A 17,027-nucleotide genomic window follows, 5' to 3' on the forward strand; every position below is an offset into this window, starting at 1 on the left:
AGATTGGGATGCGGAACAGGCTCCGCCTACGCCAAGGCTTCGGCGCGACAGCTATTTCGGCCGTACCGTCGGGTCGCCGCCGGGGCTGCCGGGCGGCGGGATGACCGGCATGGCGCCGTTCGTGCTGGGCGCCGGGGCGTGCATCTCGGGGTCGACGCCTGAGGGCGGGCAGAGCACGCCGTCCGATTTTGCCAATTTGTCGCCGAGCGGTTCCCGGGACTGGCCGGTGGTGGTGCCGTCGGTTGAGCGGTTCGGCCGGTCCTGCGGCGTACAACCGGTGGCGTGCTGCGGGGATGGCGGCGCGGTTTGTTGCGGCGGCGTCGCCGGGGCGGGCGGGGCCTGCGCGATCGCGCTGCCGGAGGCGGCGATCAGGAGGCTGGCCAGAATGATGTTTGATGTGGTGCGCATGGGAGGGAAACGCGCGGGGCGTACGCCCTGTTCCCACCCCCGAACATTACGATTTGAGGTAGCGGATCAGCGAAAAATGCCCCATCGGCGGCATCGGGCGGCGCTCGGCCAGCGTGACGCCGCCGTGTTTTGCGGCCCAGTCGACCAGGCGGGCCCACGGAAACTCCGGGCGCCAGCCGAGACGGCGAGCCAGGGGCGCAAACGCGAGCTCGGAGAGTTTGCGAAAACCCTTTTCCGCGCCGATGTGGTTGACCAGGATCAGCTCGCCGCCGGGCTTCAAGACGCGCACGAACTCGTCGAGCGTGCCTTCGGGATCGGGCACCGCGGTGATGACGTATTGCGCGACCACCGCGTCGAAGAAGTTTTCGGGGAAGGCGAGGTTCTTCGCGTCCATCACCGAGAGCACCTCGACATTGGACAGCCGCAAGCTCCGCACGCGCGATTGCGCCTTGCGCAGCATCGGCTCGGAGATGTCGACGCCGCAGATTTTTGTGGTGCGCGCGTAATCCGACAGCGAGAGGCCGGTGCCGACGCCGACGTCGAGGATGCGGCCGCCGATGCGGTCGGCCTCGGCGATGGTCGACTGCCTTCCGGCGTCGAACACCTTGCCGAACACGAGATCATAGACCGGCGCCCAGCGGCCATAGGCCTTCTCGACCCCGGCCCGCGAGATGTCTGCTGCCATGCCCCTGCCCTATATATTTTTTTAGCCGCGGACCGCTTCTGCGAGCGGCCTCGTCGTGCTGCTTGCGGCCTTCGCGGCGGCGCTTTGAATGAAGCCGCCGCCGAGCACGCGGGCCTGACCACTGGCTGCGTCGTAAAACACGCAGGCCTGTCCCGGCGAAACGCCCTCTTCGCCGGCGACGAGCTCGACCTCGTAATGGCCGTTCGCGCCGCGCAGCCACGCCGGCTGGGGCGCGCGGGTCGAACGCACGCGCACGAACATTTCGAGGCCATTGCCGATGGCGCGGTCGATGTCGCCATCGCCGATCCAGTTGACGTCGCGCAACACGATGCGGTGCATCTTCAGCGCCTCGCGCGGGCCGACGACGACGCGGCGGTTGGCGGCCTCCAGCCGCACCACGAACAGCGGCGCGGCGGCTGCGATGCCGAGGCCGCGGCGCTGGCCGATGGTGAAATTGGCGATGCCGTTGTGCCGGCCGAGCACGCGGCCGTCGAGATCGACGATGTCGCCGGGGTCCATCGCGTTCGGCCGCAGGCGGGTGATGATGTCGGTGTAGCGGCCGGTGGGCACGAAGCAGATGTCCTGGCTGTCGTGCTTGTCGGCAACCGCGAGACCGAAGCGCCGCGCCAGCTCTCGCGTCTCGGGCTTGGTCATGTCGCCGAGCGGAAAGCGCAGATAATCGAGCTGCTCCTGCGTGGTCGCGAACAGGAAGTAGCTCTGGTCGCGATCGGCGTCGGCGGCACACACCAGCGCGCGCGAGCCGTCGGCGCGGCGGCGCGAGGCGACGTAATGGCCGGTGGCGAGCGCGGTGGCGCCGAGTTCGCGCGCGGTCTTCAAGAGGTCGCGAAACTTGACCGAGCGGTTGCACTCGATGCACGGCACCGGCGTCTCGCCGAGCGCGTAGCTGTCGGCGAAATTGTCGATGACGGACTCGCGAAAGCGGTCCTCGTAGTCGAGCACGTAATGGGGAATGCCCAGCTTGGCGGCAACGTCGCGGGCGTCGTGGATGTCCTGGCCGGCGCAGCAGGCGCCCTTGCGATGGGTGGCCGCGCCGTGGTCGTAGAGCTGCAGCGTGATGCCGACGACGTCGTAGCCCTCCGCCTTCAAGAGCGCAGCCGTCGTCGATGAATCGACGCCGCCCGACATGGCAACGACGACCCTGGTATCCTCAGGACGGCCTTCGAGATCCAGACTGTTGAGCATGGGCCTTAAAGCGTTGTGGACGGCGGCGTTGGGCGATCCGCTGGGTGCTTCCGGCGGGACAACGGCGACCCGCGGGAACTGAGAGTTCCCGAATGGCGCGGCCTGCCCGGTCGAAAGCGGCTGAGAGCTGTCTCTTTAATATAGGCGGCCTTCCGGTGAAGCAATCACGGACCCCGCATGGTTTACGGCAATTCTTGCCGGGGAGGCAGAAATGGCGGGGCTTCGAGAGGCCTCGCGGCGGAGGCGCCAATTCGCCAAGATATTGATTTGTATCGATAAAACGTCATCGCGCAAGGATGGCCCGCTCCTTGCTACCTTTCATGGCGAAGATGTTTCCAAGGGGATGCCTGTGGTCGGTCGTACGTCAGATGTAGCGGCAAGCGTGCAAGTGCAGAGCGCGCAGCAAAAGCCTGCCCGGTCGCAAGCCCCGAAAGACAGCTCCGCCAACGATTCCTTCGGCTCGCTGGTGGACAGCAACACCCAGGCGATCAACGACAGCGCGGCGTCCTCCGCACAGGACACCCCGCGGCGGCCCGATTCATCGTCCTCCGCCTCGGACAAGAGCCCGCGCGATCGCGCGGCGAGCGACCAGTCCTCGCAGAGCAAGGCCAGCGACGACGCCGACAATTCCGCGTCCGCCAAAAACGACGCCAAGAGCGACGCCAAGAGCGACGCCAAGAACGACTCGACGGCCGATGCGGCCAAGGCTGATAGCAAGACCAAGGAAAAGCCAAAGGCGTCCGACGCCAAATCGGCCGACAAGTCTGCCGACAAGTCCGACGAGACCAAAGCGGACAAGGCCGACGGCACCGATGGCCTCGCCGCTGCCGTCGATACCGCCGCCGCCGCGCAGATTGACGCGACGCAGGCCGCCGTGCCCGATCCGAATGCACTCGTGGTGGCCGTGCCGGTCGATCCCAACGCGACCGCGAACCAGGCCGCCGGCCCCGCCTCCTCGCCGCTGACGATTGCCGCCGCCGGCATCGCCGCCAGCGCATCCATCGCAGCGCAGATCGCCGGCACCAAGACCGATACCGCGACGCCGGGCGACAAGAGCGCCAAGACCGCAAGCGCCAAGGTCGATGCCGACACTTCGGCGACGCTGGCCGATGCCGCGACCGGCACGACCGATTCGACCGCGACCGATGCCAAGACCAATGGCGGCCTGATCGCCGCCGTCGACCAGGGCACGCCAAAAACCTCGTTCAAGGCCGCAGCCACTGCGCAAGGCGCGAGCGACGTCTCCAATATCGGCCAGGACACCGGCAAGGCGAACGCCGCGCAGACCTCGGCGACGGCAGCGTCCGCCACCACGGCGCATCCGCAAGCCGACAAGCCACCGATCGACGCGAACGCGGCCGACACCAAGGCTGGGACTTCCGACCGCACCGCCGATGCCGCACCGGCGACGGCAACACCGCATGCCCATGCGGGCACGCAGGCCGCTATCCCCACCACCGACGCCAGCGCGCAGGCGGCCTCCGCCATCCAAGCGCCGCTGACCAATACCACTTCGGCCGCGACCGCTTCGACCGCGACGCTCACGGCGACCGCGGCGAATGCCAATGCCATACCGATCAGCGGCGTGCCGATCGAAATTGCCGCCGCCGCACGCGCGGGCAAGACCCGGTTCGACATCAGCCTCGATCCGCTCGACCTCGGCCGCATCGACGTCCGCATCAATGTCGACCGCAACGGCCAGGTCACCTCGCATCTCACCGTCGAGAAGCCGGAGACGCTGCAGATGCTGCGGCAGGACGCGCCGCAATTGCAGCGCGCGCTCGACGATGCCGGCCTCAAGACCGGCAGCAACGGGCTGTCCTTCAGCCTGCGCGACCAGAATTCATCGGGCCAGCACTCCGGCCAGAACAACGACAATGGCGGCAATGCCCGCCGGCTGATCGTCAGCGACGAGGACGCAGTTCCCGCGGCCCCGGTCGGGCGCAGCTACGGCCGCATGCTCGGATCGAGCAGCGGCGTCGACATCAGAGTGTGAGGAGTATTCGATCATGACCACCACGAATGCCGCCACTGCCCCATCCGTCGTCTCGGGCACGACGGACCTGCCGAAATCCTCGTCGAACCCCGGCCTGGGCTCGACCACCGGCGCGACGCTCGCTGGCAACTTCCAGACCTTCCTGACGCTGCTGACGACGCAGCTGCAGAACCAGAACCCGCTCGATCCACTCGACACCAACCAGTTCACCCAGCAGCTGGTGCAGTTCGCCGGCGTCGAGCAGCAGCTCAAGACCAACGACTCGCTGTCCCAGCTCGTCACCCTGCAACAGACCACGCAGGCGACCCAGGCGCTCGGCTTCGTCGGCAAGACCGCCCTGGTCGACGGCACCACCGGGACCATGACGAATTCGTCAGCGACCTGGCATCTCAACGTGCCGAGCGACGCCACCGTCGACATCACCATCGCCAATGCCAGCGGCCAGACCGTGTTCACCGGCAAATACACCGCCGGCGCGGGCACCGACGTTCCGTTCACCTGGAACGGAATGGGCAATGACGGCACGCAATGGCCCGACGGCAAGTACACGATCTCGGCCACGGGCAAGGATGTCGCCAACAACAATGTCGGCATCGCCGCGCAGGTGCAGGGCACGGTGTCGTCCGTCGACCTGACCCAGTCGCCGCCGCTGCTGACCATCGACGGCTCCAGCTACACCCTGAGCCAGGTCAAGAGCATCATCGCGACGGCCAGCAATTAAAGGCGGAATGTCGCGACTGAATATTCGGTGTCGTCCGGCGAAAGCCAGGACCCATAACCACCGCAAGTCGTTTTGACGCGAGGACCTGACCTCGAGTCGTCGTAGCAACTCCTCCCTGGGGTAATGGGTCCTGGCGTTCGCCAGGACGACAATTGGGGCCTTGCAGCGTCGCGCGCAGGCCTCGTTCGTTAGTAAAGTATTTACGAACACCCCCCTCGGCCCGCCTGGACGCACCGTCCCGTCGGTCGAGACGGCTGCGTTCCAGCCATTTTCAACGAGAATTGTATTGAAGCCTTAGGCTTAGCGGATTTTTAAGCCGGCGCGCGTAGGGTTCCTGAGTGAGTTCAGTGGTTGAGAGTTTGTGAGTACGCCATGACAGAACCCCATCGCCCGAGGGTAAAATACGTCATCGGGCCGGACGGTAGTCCGTTGACGATTGCGGATCTGCCTGCACCCGGCACCAAACGCTGGGTCATCCGCCGCAAGGCCGAGGTCGTCGCCGCAGTCCGTGGCGGTCTTCTCTCCCTTGAGGAGGCCTGCAGCCGTTATACCCTGACGGTTGACGAATTCCTCTCCTGGCAGTTTTCGATCGACCAGCATGGTCTGGCGGGACTTCGCACCACCCGTATCCAACAATATCGCCAGTAGGCAATCCGGAAATCTGCGGCTTTTGACGAAAATCGGCCTCGCGTTGCGAGGCCGATTTTTTTCATGTTGCGTTTTGGCGCGACTTTTGTCGCAGCTCTTAACCTTCGTTAACCATATCGAAACCATCACCTAGGCAATAATTGCCCAGTCGGCCTTTCCTGTGAAAGCAGCCGAATCTGTCGGGGCGGTTGCTTGCAAGGTCTTGCGGACTTTCTGAAGGGTATTGGAGCCGCCCGGTTCGGGGCGATGATCGCGGTCACCGCCGCGCTCGTCGGCTTCTTTGCGTTCGTCATCATGCGCGTCACCACGCCGCAGATGACGACGCTGTTCACCGACCTCAGCGTCGAGGACTCCTCGGGCATCATCAAGGACCTGGAGCGCCAGGGTATCCAGTTCGAGCTGCGCAACGAGGGCACCATCATCATGGTGCCCAAGGACAAGGTCACCCGCCTGCGGATGAAGCTCGCCGAGGGCGGCCTGCCCAAGGGCGGCGGCGTCGGCTACGAGGTCTTCGACAAGTCGGATGCGCTCGGCACCACCTCCTTCGTCCAGAACATCAACCATCTCCGCGCGCTGGAAGGCGAGCTCGCCCGCACCATCCGCGCCATCGACCGCATCCAGGCCGCCCGCGTCCATTTGGTGCTGCCCGAGCGCCCGCTGTTCTCGCGCGAGGCGCCGGAGCCGTCGGCCTCGATCGTGGTTCGGGTCCGCGGTGCGCTGGAAGCCCAGCAGATCCGCGCCATCCGCCACCTCGTGGCCTCGGCCGTGAACGGGCTGAAGCCGCAGCGGGTCTCGATCGTCGACGAGACCGGGCAGCTGCTCGCCGACGGCGCCCAGACCGATCCGGACCAGCAGATTGGCGACGAGCGCCGCACCGCCTTCGAGAAGCGGATGCGCAAGCAGGTCGAGGACATCGTCTCCTCCGTGGTGGGGACGGGACGCGCCCGGGTCCAGCTCTCCGCCGATTTCGACTTCAACAAGATCACCCAGACCTCGGACAAGTACGACCCCGAAGGCCGCGTGCTGCGCTCGAGCCAGACCCGCGAAGAGCAGAGCATGACCGCCGACAACAACGGCCAGGTCACCGTCAACAACGAGTTGCCCGGCAACCAGCAGAACGGCGGCGTCGCGGCCAAGGACCAGAGCAAGAAGAGCGAAGAGACCAACAATTACGAGATCTCCCGCACCACCAAGACCGAGGTGACCGAGGCCGGCCGGGTCAACCGCATCTCGGTCGCGGTGCTGGTCGACGGCATCTACTCCAAGAACGACAAGGGCGATCTGGCCTACCAGGATCGCACCAAGGAGCAGCTCGACCGCATCGCCACGCTGGTGCGCTCGGCGATCGGCTTCGACCAGAAGCGCGGCGACCAGGTCGAGGTCGTCAATCTGCGCTTTGCCGACGCCCCCTCCACCACCCCGATCGCGGAGCCGAGCGGCTTGCTCGGCATGCTCCAGTTTACCAAGGACGACGTCATGTACTTCGTCGAGCTTGGCGTGATGATGCTGCTCGGCCTGGTCGTGCTGTTCCTGGTGATCCGGCCGCTGGTCAAGCGCATCCTGGCATCGGACGAAGTCGCAGCCGCCATCTCCGGCGTCCTCACCGGTCCGGCGAGCGACGAGGCCGCCCCCGCCAACCAGCCGCTCCTGCCGAGCGGCGCTGCGAGCGCGATCGACGTCGCCACCGTCCAGGGCCAGGTCCATGCCCAATCCGTCCATCGCGTCGGCGAACTCGCCGAGCGCAATCCCAACGAGACGGTCGCCATCATCCGCCAATGGCTGACCGAACCCGCGAAATAATCGAGAAGTGATCTGACATGGCCGCTGCCCTGCAAAACGCCAATTCCAACGACATCACCAGCGTGATCTCCACGCTCGGTCAGCGTGCCGTCGGCCGCGCGGGTGCCAAGACCGAAGCAGTACCGGGGCCGAAGCGCGCCGCGATCCTGATGCTGGCGCTCGGCGAGCAATATGGCGGCAAGATCTGGGGCTTGCTCGACGACGACGAGGTGCGCCAGCTCTCCCTGGAGATGTCGACGCTCGGCACCGTCGAGGTCGACACGGTGGAGGACATGCTGCTCGAGTTCGTCTCGCGGATGTCGGCCTCCGGCGCGCTGATGGGCAATTTCGATGCCACCGAGCGGCTGCTCCAGCAATACCTGGCCCCCGAGCGCGTCAACGGCATCATGGACGAAATCCGCGGCCCCGCCGGCCGTAACATGTGGGAGAAGCTCTCCAACGTGCAGGAAGAGGTGCTCGCCAACTATCTCAAGAACGAATATCCGCAGACCATCGCGGTGGTGCTGTCGAAGCTGAAGCCGGAACACGCCGCCCGCGTGCTCGGCATCTTCCCCGAGGATCTGGCGCTCGACGTCGTCAACCGCATGCTGAAGATGGAGGCGGTGCAGAAGGAGGTGATCGAGAGCGTGGAGAAGACGCTGCGGACCGAATTCATGTCCAATCTGTCCCAGACCCGCCGACGCGACGCGCACGAGGTGATGGCGGAAATCTTCAACAATTTCGACCGCCAGACCGAAACCCGCTTCATCACCTCGCTGGAAGAAGACAACCGCGAATCGGCCGAGCGCATCAAGGCGCTGATGTTCACCTTCGACGACCTCGTGAAGCTGGATTCCGGCTCCGCCCAGACCCTCATGCGCAACGTCGACAAGGACAAGCTCGGCGTCGCGCTCAAGAGCGCCAACGAGGACGTCCGCAACTTCTTCTTCGGCAACATGTCTTCTCGTGCGGCCAAAATGCTCCAGGACGACATGGCGGCGATGGGTCCGGTCCGCCTGCGCGACGTCGACGAGGCCCAGGCGTTGCTGGTCAACCTCGCCAAGGACCTCGCCGCCAAGGGCGAGATCATGCTGACCAAGAACCGCGCCGACGACGAGCTGGTGTACTGATGGCCGCTCCGGCAAAATTCCTGTTCGACAACGACTTCGCAGCGCCCGACCGGACGCGCGAGAAGGCCGCAACCGCGGCCGAGATCGCCCAGAAGGTCGCGGAAGCCGAGGCGCGCGCCTATCAGGACGGCTTCGCCGCTGGCCAGCACGAGGCCAAAGCCGAGAGCGACCGCCGTGTCGCGCTTGCCATGGAAGAGATCAACATCGCCATCCGGGGCATCGCCTCGGGCATCGGCAACATCGAATCCAAGATGGAGACCGAGGCGGTCGACGTCGCGGTCGCGGTGGCGCGCAAGCTGTGCGCCGATCTGGTCGCCGCCGAGCCGCTCGGCGAGATCGTCGCGCTGGTCAAGGACTGCTTCTCGCATCTGGTCGCGACGCCGCATCTCGTCGTCCGCATCAACGACGCACTCTACGACGCCGCGCGCGAGAACATCGAGCGGCTGGCCAAGCAGAACGGCTTTGAAGGCCGGCTGGTGATTCTGGCCGAGCCCGAGATTGCCACCGGCGACTGCCGGATCGAATGGGCCGATGGCGGCGTCGTGCTGGAGCGCGCCGCCATCGCGGCCAAGATCGACGAAATGGTGGGGCGCTACGTTGCGTCCCGCAGGGGGAGTTAAATCATGAGCGACACTGACGGACAGGTCCCGCTGCCCGATCTCAACGGCCCGATGCCGCCTACCGGCACCGACGTCGGCTACAACGAAGACGAATACGCGACGCGCGCCGCCGCCGACCTCGAGGCCGTATTCGACGTGCCGGTGCAGGTCTCGGCCGTGCTCGGCCGCTCCAAGATGGACGTCAGCGAGCTGTTGAAGCTCGGACCGGGGACCGTGCTCGAGCTCGACCGGCGCGTCGGCGAGGCCATCGACATCTACGTCAACAACAAGCTGGTCGCCCGCGGCGAAGTCGTCCTGGTGGAGGACAAGCTCGGCGTGACCATGACTGAAATCATCAAGACTGAACGCGCCTAAAGCGACGACGGACAGGAGACTGACATGCGGCTTCTCATCGTTGGCACATTGAAGGGCCAGCTCACCACCGCCACCAAGATCGCGATGGCGAACGGCGCCACCGTGACCCACGCCGAGGATAACGAACAGGCGATGCGCGTGCTGCGCGGCGGCAAGGGCGCCGACCTGCTGCTGGTGGACGTCGCCCTCGACATCCGCGACCTCGTGATGCGTCTGGAGGCCGAGCACATCCACGCCCCGATCGTCGCCTGCGGCATCACCAACGACGCCCGCGCCGCGGTTGCCGCGATCCATGCCGGCGCCAAGGAATACATCCCGCTGCCGCCGGACCCGGAACTAATCGCAGCGGTGCTGGCTGCCGTCGCCAACGATTCCCGCGAGCTGGTCTATCGCGACGAGGCAATGGCCAAGGTGATCAAGCTCGCGCAGCAGATCGCGGGCTCGGACGCCTCGGTGATGATCACCGGCGAATCCGGGACAGGCAAGGAAGTGCTGGCTCGCTACGTCCACACCCGCTCGGGACGCGCCAAGCGCCCGTTCATCTCGATCAACTGCGCCGCGATCCCCGAGCATCTGCTGGAGTCCGAGCTGTTCGGCCACGAGAAGGGCGCCTTCACCGGGGCGATCGCCCGCCGCATCGGCAAGTTCGAGGAGGCGACCGGCGGCACGCTGCTGCTCGACGAAATCTCGGAGATGGACGTCCGCCTGCAATCGAAACTGCTCCGCGCCATCCAGGAGCGCGTGATCGACCGCGTCGGCGGCACCAAGCCGGTCCCGGTGGACATCCGCATCATCGCGACCTCGAACCGCAACCTGGTCGAGGCCGTGCGCGAGGGCACGTTCCGCGAGGACCTCTTGTTCCGGCTCAACGTCGTGAATCTGAAGATCCCGCCGCTGCGCGAGCGTCCCCTCGACATTCTCGAGCTCGCCCAGCACTTCGTGAAGAAATACGCCGAAGCGAACGGCGTGCCGATGCGCCCGATCTCGGCGGAAGCGCGCCGCGTGCTCTCCACCAACCGCTGGCAGGGCAACGTCCGCGAGCTCGAAAACACCATGCACCGCTCGGTCCTGATGGCGCAGGGCGACGAGATCGGCGCCGATGCGATCCTCACGCCCGACGGCGACCGCCTCGACCTCGCCAAGACCGTGCCGGCCGTGGCGCATGCCACCATGGCCGCCGAGCAGGTGACGCGGGCTCTGGTCGGCCGCACCGTCGCCGATGTGGAGCGCGACCTGATCCTGGAGACGCTGAAGCACTGCCTCGGCAACCGGACCCATGCCGCCAATATCCTGGGCATCTCGATCCGGACGCTGCGCAACAAGCTCAACGAATATTCCGACGGCGGCATTCCGATCACGCCAGCCGGCACCCCGGGCGAGTATCCGCGCATGCCGATGGTGGGGGCGTAAGATCCACGCCGATTGAGAGAATGCGAATGCCCGGGCCCAGTCCCGGGCATTTTTGTTTGAGATAGAACGTCACCGCGCGCCACGCCCCAGTGTCGTCCCGGCGAAGGTGGAGAGATATCCCGCCTTGAACCGCAGCATGGCCGCACCGCATCCGGCGACTAGGTCAGGCCCCCGCAAGGCCCTATAAACCCGCGTGAGAACCACGCGAGGATCAACATGTCTCAAGATCAAATCACGGACTGGCTGGCGACGCAGCGGCAGGCGATGATCGACCTGCTGCGCGATGTCGTGAACATCGATTCCGGATCCTATGACAAGGAAGGCGTCGATGCGGTCGGGGCGCGGTTCGAGCGGCATTTTGCCGAGCATGGCATTCCGTTCCGGCGCGAAAGCCACGGCACTTTCGGCGATGCGATCCACGCCGAGGTGGCAAAGCCCGGCAGCAACGAGAAGCCGGTGCTGTTGATGGGACATCGCGACACCGTGTTCGGCAAAGGCGAGGCCGCGCGGCGTCCGTTCACGATTCAAGACAAGCGCGCCTATGGTCCTGGTGTTGCGGACATGAAGTCCGGCGTCGTCATGAACATATTCGTGGCAACTGCCTTCCACAAATTCGGCGGCAATCCGCACCCGATCAAGCTGCTGATCACCTCGGACGAGGAGATCGGCTCGCCCTCCTCACGGCCGGTGATCGAGCGCGAAGGACGCGCCGCGCGCGCCGTGTTCAATTCCGAGCCGGGCCGTCCGACCGGCAATATCGTCACCGGCCGCAAGGGCGGCATCTTCATGCATTTCGCCATCATCGGCAAAGCCGCGCATTCCGGCGCCAATTTCGCCGCCGGCGTCAGCGCAATCGGCGAGCTCGCGCACAAGATCGTGCATATCCACGCGCTGACTGATCTCGACAAGGGCATCACGCTCAATGTCGGCCTTGTCTCGGGCGGGCAATCCGTCAACACGACCGCGCCTTACGCTGAAGGGCAGATCGACCTGCGCTACGTCGATCCGGCGGACCGCGCGAGGGTGATGGCCGCGATCGAGACCATCATCGCGACACCTTACGTGCCCGGCACCAGCGCGACGCTGACGGTCAAGGGCGAGTTCGTGCCGGTGGTGCAGAGCGCCGATTCAAAGGCGTTGTTCGAGAACTATCAGGCCGCCGCAAAGCAGGCCGGCCTCACCACGCTCGAAGGCGAGTTCTCCGGCGGCTGCGCCGATTCCGGCTTCACCGCCGCGGTCGGAACGCCGACCATCTGCGGACTAGGCCCGGTCGGCGGGCTCGCGCACACGCCGGAGGAATATCTCGAGCTCGACAGCATCGTGCCGCGCGCGCAGGCGCTGGCGCTGGCGATCCTGCGGGGGTGAAAACAGGTGCCGCGCCCGCCCGCGAAAACCTCACGAATAGCTCGGCGCATCCGGCCTGCGGAATATCTGGATGGGGTCGCCCGGCACGATCGGATGGCCGCTGAACATCGCATAGGCATAGAGCGCGAGATAGGCGATCGCGAGCGCGCCGACCGCATAGAAAGACCAGGTCGCGACGCGTTTCATCATTGCGCTCCATTGCTGTCCCGGCGGGAGGCTCAGGCAGCGCTTCTAGAGCGATGACGGGGAAAAGGCCAGCCTGCACGGCCTGTGGCCGCGGCGATCAAACGCCGCGCCGGACCTGGGTGGGAACGCTGACGTCCGCAAGCCGGAGTGCGTCTTCGTCCTGATCCACCGCCACGTACTGGCCGTGCCAATAGGCCAGCGCAGCATTGCGGGTCGAATTCCTGACGTCTCGCACCCGCCCGATGACGATGCCGTGCGAATGGCGCTCGAAGATCTCCTCGACTTCGCAATCGACGGCGGACAATGCGCCGACCAGCAGCGGAACACCCGAGACCGCCGTCACCCATCTGGCGCCCGCGAAACGATCGGCACCCTTGATCCCGCCCTTGCCGGCAAAGCGCTCGGCGATGTCGAGCTGATCGGCCGCGAGGATGTTCACGCCGAAAGCGCCGTGGCGACGGATCAGCGGGAAGGAGGAGGCGTCGCGGTTGATGCTGACGATCAGCGTCGGCGGATCGACCGAGAACGAGCTGACCGAGGTGACGGTCATGCCGGTGATGTCCTTGCCCCGTCCGGCGGTGATGACGCTGACGCCGCCGGTGAGATGGCGCATGGCGCCGCGGAAATCGGCGGAGGAGACGGGGATTTCAGTCATGAGATCGCGGGGCACTACATTCATGGCATACTCCCCGAACTGGGGTTCCCTCTATTTAGGTACGATCGTCCGCCGACAAAAGGTGGCTCAGGATCGAGCCTTCGAGACCCGCGAGCTCGGCCGAGCCGCGTTGGCGGGGCCGGGCCGTGTTAACCACGACGTCATGGGCGATCCGCCCTTCCTCGATCACCAGCACCCGGTCGGCCAGCGCGACCGCCTCGGCGACATCGTGGGTTACCAGGATCGCGGTAAAGCCCTGGTCGCGCCAGACGCGCTCCAGCAACCGCTGCATCGAGATGCGGGTCAACGCGTCCAGCGCGCCAAGCGGCTCGTCGAAGGCGAGCACACGGGGACGCGAGACCAGCGCGCGGGCAAGAGCTACGCGCTGCTTCTGGCCGCCCGACAGTACCGAGGGCCACTGGTCGCGCTTGTCGGTCAGTCCGACTTCGGTCAACGCCTTATCGGCGCGTGTATGCGCATCACTGGATGAACGATCGCGACCGAGGCCGACCTCGACATTGGAGAGAACGCGGGCCCAAGGCAACAGCCGCGGCTCCTGGAACATCACGCGGATATCCTCGGGCTTCACGGCGTCGCCGAGCGAGATGCTACCGGCGTCGAACTTCTCCAGGCCCGCGATGAGGCGCAGCAGCGTGCTCTTGCCGCAGCCGCTCTTGCCCACAATCGCGACGAACTGGCCGGCGGGGATGTGCAGGTCGATGCCGCGCAGCACCTCGTTGTCGCCGTAGGATTTGCGCAAGCCGCGGATGCTGAGCGGCAGGCCAGATGTCTGCACCGGGCGCTCCTCGCGCACGACGCGGGCGTGAGGCGCGAAATGGGCGCGGCTGGCGAGTTCGGTATCCGGAAGGGAGGTACGAAGGGCTGTCTGCATGTGATTCCCAGTATGTCTGCTCAGCGTTTCCAATAAGCGGGGTGCCAGGAGAGCGTCAGGCGCTCCAGCACGCGGGAGGCGCTGTCGGCGAGCTTGCCGAGCAGCGCGTAGATCAGGATCGAGAGCACCACGACGTCGATCAGCATGAACTCGCGCGCCTGCATCGCCATGTAACCGAGGCCCGAGGACGCCGCGATGGTCTCGGCGACGATCAAGGTCAGCCACATGATGCCGAGCGCAAAACGGATGCCGACGAAGATCGAGGGCAGCGCGCCCGGAAAGATCACCCGGCGGAACAGCTCGCCGTCGGTCATGCCGTAAATGCGGCCCATCTCGATCAGCTGCGGGTCGACGGTGCGGATGCCGTGCAGCGTGTTGAGGTAGATCGGGAAGAACACGCCGAGCGCGACCAAAAACAGCTTCGCGCTCTCGTCGATGCCGAACCACAAAATGACAAGCGGGATCAGCGCCAGATGCGGCACGTTGCGCACCATCTGCAGCGTGGTATCGGTGAGCTTTGACGACAGTTGCGACAGGCCGTTGGCGAGGCCGAAGGCAAAACCGATGCTGCCGCCGATCAGGAAGCCGATCGAGGCGCGCCAGAACGAGACCCAGATGTTGCGAACGAGCTCGCCGGAGAGCAGCAGCTTCCAGCCCGCAAGCAACACGTCGCTCGGCGCCGGCAGCACCCGCGTCGGCACGAAGCCGGTGACGCTGGCGACCTGCCAGATCGCGATGATGGCGAGCGGCACGATCCACTGGATCAGGCCGTCCGCGCGCGGCAGGCGCAAGCCGCGGGGAAGCGAAACGCTGTCGATCAGGCTCATGATTGCGACACCTGCTGCTGCGGACGATAATCGCTTCCGACCGTTTCGCCGAAGGGGCCACCGTTGAAGTGAAGCCTGGTCACGTTGCTGGGCTGCTCCATCGAGAGCAGCGGGAACACCAGCTCGGCGAAACGATAGGCTTCCTCCAGATGCGGGTAGCCCGACATGATGAAGGTGTCGATGCCGATGTCCTGATACTCCTTGATACGGGCCGCGACGGTCTGGGCGTCGCCGACCAGCGCCGTGCCGGCGCCGCCGCGCACGAGACCGACACCGGCCCACAGATTCGGAGCGATCTCGAGCTTGTCGCGCTTGCCGCCATGGAGCTGCGCCATGCGCTGCTGGCCGACCGAATCCATCCGCTCAAAGTTCTTCTGCGCGGTCGCGATGGTCTCGTCGCTGACATGCTTGATCAGCTCATTCGCCGCACGCCAAGCCGCGTCGCTGGTCTCGCGGACAATCACGTGGAGCCGGATGCCGAAGGATAGTTTTCGACCGCGAGCCGCTGCGACCTCCCTCACCTTCGCGATCTTCTCCGCGACCAAGGCCGGCGGCTCGCCCCAGGTCAGATATTTGTCGACGGTATCGACGGCGACGTCGATGCCGGCATCCGACGAGCCGCCGAAATAGAGCGGCGGACGCGGCGACTGCACCGGAGGAAACAGCAGCTTGCCCCCTTCGACGTGGATGTGCTTGCCCTCGACATTGACGGTCTTGCCGGCGAGCAGCTCGCTATAGACGCTGAGGAACTCGCGGGTGACCTCGTAGCGCTCGTCATGGGCGAGGAAGATGCCGTCGCCCTTGTTCTCGACGGGATCGCCGCCGGTGACGACGTTGACCAGGAGCCGGCCGTTGGTGATGCGGTCGAGCGTCGCGGTCATGCGCGCGGCCACGCTCGGCGATTGCAGGCCGGGCCTGACCGCCACGAGATACCGCAGCCGCTCGGTGAACGGCGCGACCGAGGAGGCGACGATCCATGAATCTTCGCAAGACCGCCCGGTCGGCAGCAGCACGCCGAAATAGCCGAGCTGGTCGGCAGCCTGCGCGATCTGGCGCAGATAGTTGAAATTGACCTCGCGGCCGCCGATGCCGGTGCCGAGATAGCGGCCGTCGCCGTGGGTCGGCAGGAACCAGAGGATGTTGGCGTTCGCTTGCTTGCTGTGCGTGCTCATGATCCTGGCCTCCGCGCCACGTCGGAAATCTTGATGGATTTGGGGATCAGGTTGAGCGCGAAGAACGCGTCCGCAACCTGCTGCTGATCGGCGATGACGGCATCGGTCAGCGGCTTGATGCCGTAGGATTGCCGCTTCAGCGCGACCTCGACCACCGGCACTGACAGGCCGATCGACGGCGCCAGCTGCTCGGCAACCGCGTGGATATCACCCTTGGCCCAATCGTCGACCGCGCTCAGCTCGGCCAGCACGGCGTCGACGATCTCAGGATGGGCTTCGAGGAATTTCTTCGAGGAGAAATAGAACTGGTAGTTCGCGACAATGTTCGTGCCGTCAGCGAGCGTGCGGGCGCCGGTCGCCGCTTCCGCAGCGGCCTGGAACGGATCCCAGATCACCCAGGCATCGACCGCGCCGCGCTCGAAGGCGGCGCGCGCATCGGCTGGCGCGAGAAACACCGGCTCGATCTCGGAATATTTGACGCCGGCTTTCTCCAGCGCCTTGACCAGGAGGTAATGGACATTGGAACCCTTGTTGAGCGCGACCTTCTTGCCTTTGAGGTCGGCGACCGATTTCAGCGGGCTCTCCTTCGGCACCAGGATCGCCTCGCCCTTCGGCGCCGGCGGCTCGTAGGCGACATACTGGATCGGCGCGCCGGCGGCTTGCGCGAAGATCGGCGGGGCTTCGCCGGTGTTGCCGAAATCGATCGCGCCGACATTGAGCGCCTCCAGCAGCGGCGGGCCGGAGGGGAATTCGGTCCACACCACCTTGTAGCCGTCGGCAGCTAACTTCGGCTCCAGCGTGCCCTTGCTCTTGAGCAGCACCAGCTTGCCGTATTTCTGGTAGCCGATGCGGACCACCTTGTCCTGTCCGTAGGAGGTGCCGACCGCGGCGGCGACGATGCCGATCGACAGCACGATGGCCGCGATCAGACGCTGGATGATACGCCTCATGTTCAAACCCTTGGAGGTGGGGAGAT

The 17,027-nt window shown here is 65.7% G+C and carries 18 protein-coding genes; 9 read left to right on the top strand and 9 right to left on the bottom strand.

The features are described from left to right. Window positions 1-51: 51 nt before the first annotated feature. From IVB47_RS24005 to mnmA, 3 genes are read right to left on the bottom strand one after another with little or no spacing between them, the layout of a single operon-like run. Window positions 52-408 carry a hypothetical protein gene (locus tag IVB47_RS24005; RefSeq protein WP_027570437.1) on the bottom strand — a complete coding sequence of 119 codons (357 nt, stop codon included), beginning with the start codon at window positions 406-408 and terminating at the stop codon, window positions 52-54. Between the two features lie 46 nt (window positions 409-454). Continuing rightward, window positions 455-1,093, bottom strand: a complete 639-nt coding sequence (locus IVB47_RS24010) for a class I SAM-dependent methyltransferase (RefSeq protein WP_247287700.1) — start codon at window positions 1,091-1,093, stop codon at window positions 455-457. A gap of 21 nt (window positions 1,094-1,114) precedes the next feature. After that, on the bottom strand, window positions 1,115-2,296 hold the full coding sequence (gene mnmA / locus IVB47_RS24015; protein ID WP_247464941.1) for a tRNA 2-thiouridine(34) synthase MnmA: 1,182 nt from the start codon (window positions 2,294-2,296) through the stop codon (window positions 1,115-1,117). Window positions 2,297-2,507: 211 nt separating this feature from the next. Here mnmA and IVB47_RS24020 point away from each other — a divergent pair, with 211 nt between their 5' ends. The 9 genes from IVB47_RS24020 to IVB47_RS24060 all read left to right on the top strand — a co-directional run bounded on the left by IVB47_RS24020 (window position 2,508) and on the right by IVB47_RS24060 (window position 12,319). Then, the gene (locus tag IVB47_RS24020; RefSeq protein WP_247464943.1) at window positions 2,508-4,292 is read left to right on the top strand and encodes a flagellar hook-length control protein FliK; all 1,785 of its coding nucleotides are present in this window, start codon (window positions 2,508-2,510) and stop codon (window positions 4,290-4,292) included. Window positions 4,293-4,305: 13 nt separating this feature from the next. Further along, window positions 4,306-5,013: a flagellar hook capping FlgD N-terminal domain-containing protein gene (locus IVB47_RS24025; protein WP_027570434.1), complete on the top strand. Its 708-nt coding sequence runs from the start codon at window positions 4,306-4,308 to the stop codon at window positions 5,011-5,013. A 372-nt stretch (window positions 5,014-5,385) separates the two neighbouring features. After that, complete coding sequence (locus IVB47_RS24030; RefSeq protein ID WP_002714638.1) at window positions 5,386-5,661, top strand: DUF1153 domain-containing protein; 276 nt, start codon at window positions 5,386-5,388, stop codon at window positions 5,659-5,661. 192 nt (window positions 5,662-5,853) lie between these two features. Continuing rightward, complete coding sequence (gene fliF, locus IVB47_RS24035; RefSeq protein ID WP_247464947.1) at window positions 5,854-7,461, top strand: flagellar basal-body MS-ring/collar protein FliF; 1,608 nt, start codon at window positions 5,854-5,856, stop codon at window positions 7,459-7,461. Between the two features lie 17 nt (window positions 7,462-7,478). Then, complete coding sequence (fliG, locus tag IVB47_RS24040; protein WP_007614076.1) at window positions 7,479-8,570, top strand: flagellar motor switch protein FliG; 1,092 nt, start codon at window positions 7,479-7,481, stop codon at window positions 8,568-8,570. Then, entirely contained in the window at window positions 8,570-9,190 is a 621-nt protein-coding gene (locus tag IVB47_RS24045; protein WP_247464949.1) for a FliH/SctL family protein, read from the top strand. The genes fliG and IVB47_RS24045 overlap by 1 nt, the downstream gene beginning before the upstream one ends. Window positions 9,191-9,193: 3 nt before the next feature. Continuing rightward, entirely contained in the window at window positions 9,194-9,544 is a 351-nt protein-coding gene (fliN, locus tag IVB47_RS24050; protein ID WP_007596160.1) for a flagellar motor switch protein FliN, read from the top strand. Between the two features lie 24 nt (window positions 9,545-9,568). After that, window positions 9,569-10,954: a sigma-54 dependent transcriptional regulator gene (locus tag IVB47_RS24055; RefSeq protein WP_027570432.1), complete on the top strand. Its 1,386-nt coding sequence runs from the start codon at window positions 9,569-9,571 to the stop codon at window positions 10,952-10,954. Between the two features lie 216 nt (window positions 10,955-11,170). Further along, window positions 11,171-12,319: a M20 family metallopeptidase gene (locus tag IVB47_RS24060; RefSeq protein ID WP_247464952.1), complete on the top strand. Its 1,149-nt coding sequence runs from the start codon at window positions 11,171-11,173 to the stop codon at window positions 12,317-12,319. A gap of 30 nt (window positions 12,320-12,349) precedes the next feature. Here IVB47_RS24060 and IVB47_RS24065 read toward each other — a convergent pair whose 3' ends face one another. The 6 genes from IVB47_RS24065 to IVB47_RS24090 all read right to left on the bottom strand — a co-directional run bounded on the left by IVB47_RS24065 (window position 12,350) and on the right by IVB47_RS24090 (window position 17,001). Beyond that, complete coding sequence (locus tag IVB47_RS24065; RefSeq protein WP_247465314.1) at window positions 12,350-12,508, bottom strand: hypothetical protein; 159 nt, start codon at window positions 12,506-12,508, stop codon at window positions 12,350-12,352. 94 nt (window positions 12,509-12,602) lie between these two features. Beyond that, window positions 12,603-13,184 (bottom strand): flavin reductase family protein, encoded by a 582-nt coding sequence (locus tag IVB47_RS24070; RefSeq protein WP_247287692.1) that lies wholly within the window; start codon window positions 13,182-13,184, stop codon window positions 12,603-12,605. A 31-nt stretch (window positions 13,185-13,215) separates the two neighbouring features. Then, window positions 13,216-14,052 carry an ATP-binding cassette domain-containing protein gene (locus IVB47_RS24075; protein WP_247287690.1) on the bottom strand — a complete coding sequence of 279 codons (837 nt, stop codon included), beginning with the start codon at window positions 14,050-14,052 and terminating at the stop codon, window positions 13,216-13,218. A gap of 20 nt (window positions 14,053-14,072) precedes the next feature. After that, window positions 14,073-14,879 carry an aliphatic sulfonate ABC transporter permease SsuC gene (gene ssuC / locus IVB47_RS24080; RefSeq protein WP_247287687.1) on the bottom strand — a complete coding sequence of 269 codons (807 nt, stop codon included), beginning with the start codon at window positions 14,877-14,879 and terminating at the stop codon, window positions 14,073-14,075. After that, window positions 14,876-16,051, bottom strand: a complete 1,176-nt coding sequence (gene ssuD, locus IVB47_RS24085) for an FMNH2-dependent alkanesulfonate monooxygenase (protein WP_247358325.1) — start codon at window positions 16,049-16,051, stop codon at window positions 14,876-14,878. Before ssuD ends, ssuC begins: the two co-directional genes overlap by 4 nt. After that, the gene (locus tag IVB47_RS24090) at window positions 16,048-17,001 is read right to left on the bottom strand and encodes a sulfonate ABC transporter substrate-binding protein (RefSeq protein ID WP_247464954.1); all 954 of its coding nucleotides are present in this window, start codon (window positions 16,999-17,001) and stop codon (window positions 16,048-16,050) included. Before IVB47_RS24090 ends, ssuD begins: the two co-directional genes overlap by 4 nt. Window positions 17,002-17,027: the final 26 nt, after the last annotated feature.

This window comes from Bradyrhizobium sp. 62 (genome assembly GCF_023073035.1).
Classification (GTDB): domain Bacteria; phylum Pseudomonadota; class Alphaproteobacteria; order Rhizobiales; family Xanthobacteraceae; genus Bradyrhizobium.